The 6,546-nt window shown below is 71.2% G+C and carries 7 protein-coding genes; 5 read left to right on the top strand and 2 right to left on the bottom strand.

What is annotated here, in order from left to right; genetic code table 11:
- The first annotated feature begins 154 nt into the window (after positions 1-154).
- From ACIRQ9_RS36265 to ACIRQ9_RS36250, 4 genes are all read left to right on the top strand, one after another.
- The gene (locus ACIRQ9_RS36265; RefSeq protein ID WP_404183644.1) at positions 155-1,111 is read left to right on the top strand and encodes an ABC transporter ATP-binding protein; all 957 of its coding nucleotides are present in this window, start codon (positions 155-157) and stop codon (positions 1,109-1,111) included.
- Entirely contained in the window at positions 1,111-1,887 is a 777-nt protein-coding gene (locus ACIRQ9_RS36260; RefSeq protein ID WP_404183641.1) for an ABC transporter permease, read from the top strand. Before ACIRQ9_RS36265 ends, ACIRQ9_RS36260 begins: the two co-directional genes overlap by 1 nt.
- Before the next feature lie 120 nt (positions 1,888-2,007).
- Positions 2,008-3,276 carry an ABC transporter ATP-binding protein gene (locus ACIRQ9_RS36255; RefSeq protein ID WP_404183638.1) on the top strand — a complete coding sequence of 423 codons (1,269 nt, stop codon included), beginning with the start codon at positions 2,008-2,010 and terminating at the stop codon, positions 3,274-3,276.
- A complete protein-coding gene (locus ACIRQ9_RS36250) occupies positions 3,273-4,154 on the top strand; it encodes an ABC transporter permease (RefSeq protein WP_404183636.1) in 882 nt (293 codons plus the stop codon). Before ACIRQ9_RS36255 ends, ACIRQ9_RS36250 begins: the two co-directional genes overlap by 4 nt.
- Before the next feature lie 13 nt (positions 4,155-4,167).
- Here the strand turns inward: ACIRQ9_RS36250 and ACIRQ9_RS36245 are convergent, their stop codons facing one another.
- The gene (locus ACIRQ9_RS36245) at positions 4,168-4,509 is read right to left on the bottom strand and encodes an ATP/GTP-binding protein (protein ID WP_404183633.1); all 342 of its coding nucleotides are present in this window, start codon (positions 4,507-4,509) and stop codon (positions 4,168-4,170) included.
- 221 nt (positions 4,510-4,730) lie between these two features.
- Between ACIRQ9_RS36245 and ACIRQ9_RS36240 the strand changes: the two genes are divergently transcribed.
- Positions 4,731-5,759 (top strand): LLM class flavin-dependent oxidoreductase, encoded by a 1,029-nt coding sequence (locus tag ACIRQ9_RS36240; RefSeq protein ID WP_404183630.1) that lies wholly within the window; start codon positions 4,731-4,733, stop codon positions 5,757-5,759.
- A gap of 106 nt (positions 5,760-5,865) precedes the next feature.
- On the opposite strand, the gene ACIRQ9_RS36235 is transcribed toward ACIRQ9_RS36240, so the two are convergent.
- Positions 5,866-6,258 carry an SCO5389 family protein gene (locus ACIRQ9_RS36235; protein ID WP_404183627.1) on the bottom strand — a complete coding sequence of 131 codons (393 nt, stop codon included), beginning with the start codon at positions 6,256-6,258 and terminating at the stop codon, positions 5,866-5,868.
- Between the last annotated feature and the right edge of the window lie 288 nt (positions 6,259-6,546).

Here is a 6,546-nt window from a genome sequence, read left to right as displayed (position 1 = left end):
CCGGTTGGCGGCAGCCCCGCGCACCGGCCCGAGTCCCCCGGGGGGGGGGGGCCCCCCGCGGGCGGCCCCCCGCCGCGCGGGGGTGGGGCGCGCCCCCGCGCCCACCCCCGTCGCTCCGGTGGCAGCCCCCGTACACCGGTCATAGCGTGGCCGCATGATCGAGCTGGAGGGACTGACCAAGCGTTACGGCGACACGACCGCGGTCGACGATCTCACCTTCGCCGTACGGCCCGGCATCGTGACCGGATTCCTCGGGCCCAACGGCGCCGGGAAGTCCACCACCATGCGGATGATCCTCGGACTCGACCACCCCACGGCCGGCCACGTGCGGATCGACGGCAAGCGGTACGAGCAGCTCAAGGACCCGTTGACGTACATGGGGGCGCTGCTGGACGCCAAGGCCGTGCACGGCGGGCGCAGTGCCTTCAACCACCTGCTGTGCCTCGCGCAGAGCAACGGGATCGCGCGGACCAGGGTGGCCGAGGTCCTGGACACCGTCGGGCTGACCGCGGTGGCGCGGAAGAAGGCCAAGGGGTTCTCGCTGGGCATGGGGCAGCGGCTCGGGATCGCCGGGGCGCTGCTCGGCGACCCGCGGATCCTCATGTTCGACGAGCCGGTGAACGGGCTCGACCCGGAGGGGATCCACTGGATCCGGAACCTGATGAAGACGCTGGCCGCCCAGGGCCGGACCGTGTTCGTCTCCTCCCACCTCATGAGCGAGATGGCGCTGACCGCCGACCATCTCGTCGTCATCGGGCAGGGGCGGCTGCTCGCCGACACCTCGATGGCGGACTTCATCCGCACGAACTCGCGGTCGTACGTCCGCATCCGCTCCCCCCAGCCCGAGCGGCTGCTCGACGTGCTGCACGCCGCCGGGATCACCGTCGTCCGGACGGGCACCGGCGCGCTGGAGGTGGAGGGCGCGAAGGCCGAGCCGATCGGGGAGCTGGCCGCGCAGCACGGGATCGTGCTGCACGAGCTGAGCATCCAGCAGGCGTCGTTGGAGGAGGCGTTCATGCAGTTGACGGCGGAGTCCGTCGAGTACCACGCGCACGCCGATGCGGCCCCGGTGCCGCGGGTCTGGGGCGCCGGCTGGGACGAGGGGGCGTGATGGCGGTCGTCGCTCAGGTCGTGCGGTCCGAGTGGACCAAGATCCGGTCGGTCTCCTCGACCCTGTGGACGCTGTCGCTGGCCGTGGTCGTCAGCGTGGCGCTCGGCACGCTGCTGTCCGCGCTGGCGAACAGTCACTTCGCCGACATGCCCGCGCGGGAACGGCTCTCCTTCGACCCGACGAACATCAGCTTCGCCGGGCTCACCCTCGGACAGCTCGCGATGATCGTGTTCGGCGTGCTGGTGGTGTCGAACGAGTACAGCACCGGCATGATCCGCACCTCGCTGGCCGCCGTGCCGCAGCGGGCCACCTTCCTCTTCAGCAAGATCGCGGTGGCGGCCGGCCTGGCGCTGGCCGTCGGCCTGCTGACCAGCTTCGCCGCGTTCTTCCTCGGGCAGGCGATGCTGGGCTCGCACCGGGCCCACCTCGGCGACACCGGTGTACTGCGCGCGGTCATCGGCGGCGGGCTCTACATGACGCTCATCGCGGTGTTCTCCATGGGCGTGGCCACGATGCTGCGCTCGCCGCTGCTCTCCCTCGGCATCCTGATGCCGTTCTTCTTCCTCATCTCCAACATCCTCGGCAACGTCGACGCGACGAAGAAGATCGGCCGGTTCCTGCCGGACCAGGCGGGCAGCCACATCATGGAGGTGGTGCCGCGGGCCGGCGACGATGTCCCGTACGGGCCCTGGGGCGGCCTCGGGATCATGGGCCTGTGGGTGGTCGCCGCGCTCGTCGGCGGGTACGCCCTGCTGAAGAAGCGGGATGCGCAGTGACCGGACCGATACGGACCGGCTTTGCCAGCTCTTGATGGGAACCGTCAGCGTCCCGATATCCTCCTAACCCTTACGGGGGCGTCTGCCCTGCTGTCCTGATCCTTTCGATGGGTGCGGAGCATGATCGAGGCTGTCGGCCTGACCAAGCGCTACGGCGACAAGACCGCCGTCTACAACCTTTCCTTCCAGGTACGGCCCGGCGCCGTCACCGGCTTCCTCGGGCCCAACGGCTCGGGCAAGTCGACGACCATGCGGATGATCCTGGGTCTGGACAACCCGACCGCCGGCTCGGTGACGATCGGCGGCTACCCCTACCGCCGGCTGCCCAACGCCGCCCGTCAGGTCGGCGCGCTGCTCGACGCGAAGGCGGTGCACGGCGGCCGCTCCGCCCGCAACCACCTGCTCTCCCTGGCCCAGCTGTCCGCCATCCCGGCCCGCCGGGTCGACGAGGTGCTCGGCGTGGTCGGCCTCCAGGACGTGGCCGGAAGACGCTCCAAGGGCTTCTCGCTCGGCATGGGCCAGCGCCTCGGCATCGCCGCCGCGCTCCTCGGCGACCCGCAGGTGCTGCTCTTCGACGAGCCGGTCAACGGCCTCGACCCGGAGGGCATCCTCTGGGTGCGCAACCTGATGAAGTCGCTCGCCGCGGAGGGCCGCACGGTCTTCGTCTCCTCCCACCTGATGAGCGAGATGGCGCTGACCGCCGACCACCTCATCGTCATCGGCCGCGGCCAGCTGCTCGCCGACATGAGCGTGACGGACTTCATCTCGGCCAACTCCGCCGACTTCGCGCGGGTGCGCACCCCGGACACCGAGCCGCAGCTGCGGGAGAAGCTCGGCGCGGCGCTGACCGAGGCCGGCGGCCATGTCCTGCCCGAGCAGGACGGGGCGCTGCGGGTGACCGGTCTGCCGCTGCCGCGGATCAGCGACCTCGCGCACGAGGCGGACGTACGGCTGTGGGAGCTCTCGCCGCACCAGGCGTCGCTGGAGGAGGCGTACATGCGGATGACGCAGGGCGCCGTGGACTACCGCTCCAGCGTCGACCAGAAGGCCGGTCTCCAGCAGCCGCTGCCGCCCGGCGCGCAGCCGCCGATGCCGGTGCCGGGCCAGGGCCAGCCGGGCTGGTACGCACCGCCGCCGCCGCACCAGGGCGGTATGCCGTTCGGGCAGCCGTACGGCGCGCAGGGGGCACCCGCGGGCGCGTACGGCGCCCCTCAGGCCCCCTACGGGGCTCCGCAGGCCGCTTCCAACCCCTACGGGGCTCCGCAGGCCGCTCCCAACCCCTACGCGGCTCCGGCGCCCGCCGCACCGGCCCAGCCCGCGCCCGCCGCTCCCGCCTCCGCCCCCGCCCCCGCCCCCGCCGACCTGACCAAGCCCGAGGACGCCCGATGAGCACCCACCAGCCCCCGATGCCGCAGGCAGCCCCGGCCGTGCCCGACCGGCAGCCGGTGCCCGGCGCTCCGTACTCCGGCTACACCTCGCCGATCCCGGTGGTGCGCACCCACCTCGGGCACGCCATCGCCTCCGAGTGGACCAAGATCCGTTCGGTGCGGTCGACGATCTGGACGATCGGCGTCTTCGTGCTCCTGGTGGTCGGCATCGGCCTGCTCGCCGGCGCGGTGGTGAGCAGCTCCGCCTCGACCGACGACCTCTCCGGCGAGAGCGCGCTGTCGCTCGGCTTCTTCGGTCTGCTGCTGGGCAGCATGTGCATCATCACGCTGGGCGTGCTGACCACGGCCTCCGAGTACGGCACCGGGATGATCCGCACGACGATGGTGGCCTGCCCCTCCCGCGCGCGCGTGCTCGCGGCGAAGGCGATCGTCTTCTTCGGGGTGGCCTTCGTGATCACCCTCGCGACCAGCGCGTTCGTCGCCATGACGCAGGTGTCGATGCTGAGCGACGTGGCGCGGACGCCGACCGGGGCGGAATGGCTGAAGGGCACCGTCGGCGTCAGCCTCTACATCGCGCTGCTCGGCCTGCTCTCGCTGGTCATCGGCTCGATCATCCGGCACTCGGCCGGCGCCATCACCATCATGATCGGCGCGGTGCTCGCCCCGCTGGTGATCGCGCTGTTCATGTTCTCGCAGTCGCTGGAGAAGGTGCGCACCGCCCTGTTCGAGTACTCGATCCCGAACCAGCTGAGCGTCTTCTACTCCAACTCCCTCAGCGATTCCGGGCCTTCGGGCTGGGACCCGCTGTGGATCATCCTGCTCACCACGGCGGTCGCGTCCGGCGCCGCCTACCTGCTGCTGGAGAAGCGGGACGTGTGAGGCCGCTCCCGCTCTAGAACTTCGGCGCGTTCCGGGACCGCTGCACCCGTGTGGTGCGGCGGTCCTTCGCGTTCCAGCAGGCCTTGTGCCAGTGCCGGCGCTCGTCGACGCCCGAGTGCTCCGGCCAGGCCACGACGTGCGGGACGCCGGAGGGGATCAACTGGTCACAGCCCGGGCAGCGGTAGGTCTTGCCGACCGCGCTGGCGCCCGCCACGTGCCGCACGCTCCACTCCTCGCCCTGCCAGCTCTCGCTGGACTGCCAGCCGCCGTAACGGTCCGCGGGGTCGTCCTCGGCGCTCCGTCCGGAGGAGGGGGCTCCGCTCGGGCCCTTGACTCGGTTGCGACGCGGGGACACGGGACACCTCTCGGGGCTATACAGGAAGCAAGGGCTGTGTCCAGCCTACGACGCACGCACGCGGGTACGCGTAGGGCACCAACCCCCACAAGTCCCCCGCCAGGGCGACCCATTCTCCAGACAATCCGCAAATCTCTTCGCCAGGCCGTGTCCTCGGCACGTGTCAGACGGTTATGCCGGGTGGGGGAGCTCCGGGTAGGAGCCAGGAAAGCAGGAAAGCGATGCGCGTAGGAAGTTTTGTGCTGGCCGCCCAGTTCCCGGGCCAGGGCCAGGGGGAAGCGCTGCACCGGGCGGTGCGCACGGCGGAGGTGGCCGAGGAGGCCGGCCTGGACGCGGTCTGGCTGGCCGAACACCACTTCGTGCCGTACGGCACCTGCCCGTCCGCGGTGACCCTGGCGGCCCTGCTGCTGGGCCGCACCAGGCGCCTGCGGGTCGGCACGGCGGTGAGCGTACTGCCGACGGTCCATCCGGTGGCGCTCGGCGAACAGGCCGCGCTGCTGCACGTGACGAGCGGCGGCCGCTTCACGCTCGGCGTGGGCCGGGGCGGACCGTGGGTGGATCTGGAGGTGTTCGGGGCCGGTCTCGACGCCTACGAACACGGCTTCCCGGAATCACTCGAACTGCTGATGCGGTGGCTGCGCGAGCCGGCCGTGTCGGCCTCCGGGCCGCGCTTCTCGTTCCGCGAAGTCCCGGTCGTGCCGCGGCCGTCGGAGGCGCTGACGGAGGCGCCGGGACCGGAGGTGGTGGTCGCCTGCACCTCTCCGGCGAGCGTCCGGCTGGCCGGCGAGCGAGGGCTGCCGATGCTGCTCGGGATGCACGTCGGGGACGAGGAGAAGGCCGAGATGGTCGCGCTGTGGCGGCAGCACGCGCGGGCGGCCGGGCGGCCCGCCGAGGAGATCCTCGGCGCGGCCCATGTCTCGGCCGGCGTCTGCCAGATCGCCGACCGGCGCACCGACGCCGTGGAGACCCTGACGAAGGCGATGCCGGGCTGGCTCAGGCAGGGCCTGGAGGCCCATGTGACGGTGGACGGCCGGTTCCGTTCCATGCGCGATCCGCTCGCCTACACCGAACTGCTCTGCGGACTGCACCCGGTGGGGACCCCGCGGCTGTGTGCCGACCGGCTCGCGGCGACCTCCGAACGGACCGGCGTCTCCCGGTTCGCCCTGCTGACCGAGGGCTCGGGAGATCTGGCCGCCACGGAGGAGAACGTACGACGGCTGGGTGCCGAGGTACTGCCCCATCTCCGGTGACCTCACAGCCGCGCGGGGAGCTTGCCGCCCCAGTGACTTATCGCACCTCCCGCGTGTGGAGCGGCAAGCAAGCGGCTCACTGCGTCAGCAGTACAGCAGTTCCGCGTCAGCAGTCCCGGAGTTCCGGGGACTGGTTCAGCAGCTGGTTGCGTGCGGACGTGAAGCGGGCCAGCGTCGCGTCCACCGAGTCGTCCAGCGGGAACACCGCTACCCGGTGGCAGTTCTGGAAGGCCAGCCGCACACCGAAGTGCCGCTGCAGGGCGCCGCGTATGGCGTCACTCGCGAGCGCACGCAGCAGCTGACCGCGTGCCTGCTCGTCCGGCGGGGGCGTCTGGTTGTCGGCGAACTCTCCGCCGTCCACCTTCAGCTGGGCCACCAGGGAGCTGATCATCTCCCATGCGTAGGGCAGGGAGGTCCGGACGCAGTCGACGAAATCTGCTTCGTCGACCTCGCCTCGCTCGGCCTGTTCGAGTAGGGCCGGTGAGACGTCGAGCGACATGGGTTCTCCTCTCGCACCCCCGGACAGCGGGGGTTGCCGGACAGGTAGGGGAGTTCGCGATACCGAACACGCTGAGTACACATACAGCGACCTCCCGTTCACTACGGTAGGCAACGGACGGTGACGCCACCAGGAGATTGCGTATATGCGACGGTCCCTTTAGGCACACAATCGGCCAGAGTTGAACAGGGGTGTGCAGGCGACTCGTCAGGACCGGTCGCGGACGCCTTCCGGAGGGTCGGATTCAGGACGCGCCGGGCACCGCGCCGGAGCGTGCGGCGACGGGAG

This window comes from Streptomyces sp. NPDC101237, from assembly GCF_044767465.1.
GTDB lineage: Bacteria > Actinomycetota > Actinomycetes > Streptomycetales > Streptomycetaceae > Streptomyces > Streptomyces gramineus.
The sequence above is the reverse complement of the archived record's forward strand: the minus strand, read 5'-3'. Positions and strand labels throughout refer to the sequence as shown.

Excerpts from the sequence above, each read along its gene's own strand:
- ACIRQ9_RS36265 (WP_404183644.1), top strand. The coding sequence starts at position 155 with ATGATCGAGCTGGAGGGACTGACCAAGCGTTACGGCGACACGACCGCG.
- ACIRQ9_RS36260 (WP_404183641.1), top strand. The coding sequence starts at position 1,111 with ATGGCGGTCGTCGCTCAGGTCGTGCGGTCCGAGTGGACCAAGATCCGG.
- ACIRQ9_RS36255 (WP_404183638.1), top strand. The coding sequence starts at position 2,008 with ATGATCGAGGCTGTCGGCCTGACCAAGCGCTACGGCGACAAGACCGCC.
- ACIRQ9_RS36250 (WP_404183636.1), top strand. The coding sequence starts at position 3,273 with ATGAGCACCCACCAGCCCCCGATGCCGCAGGCAGCCCCGGCCGTGCCC.
- ACIRQ9_RS36240 (WP_404183630.1), top strand. The coding sequence starts at position 4,731 with ATGCGCGTAGGAAGTTTTGTGCTGGCCGCCCAGTTCCCGGGCCAGGGC.
- ACIRQ9_RS36235 (WP_404183627.1), bottom strand. The coding sequence starts at position 6,258 with ATGTCGCTCGACGTCTCACCGGCCCTACTCGAACAGGCCGAGCGAGGC.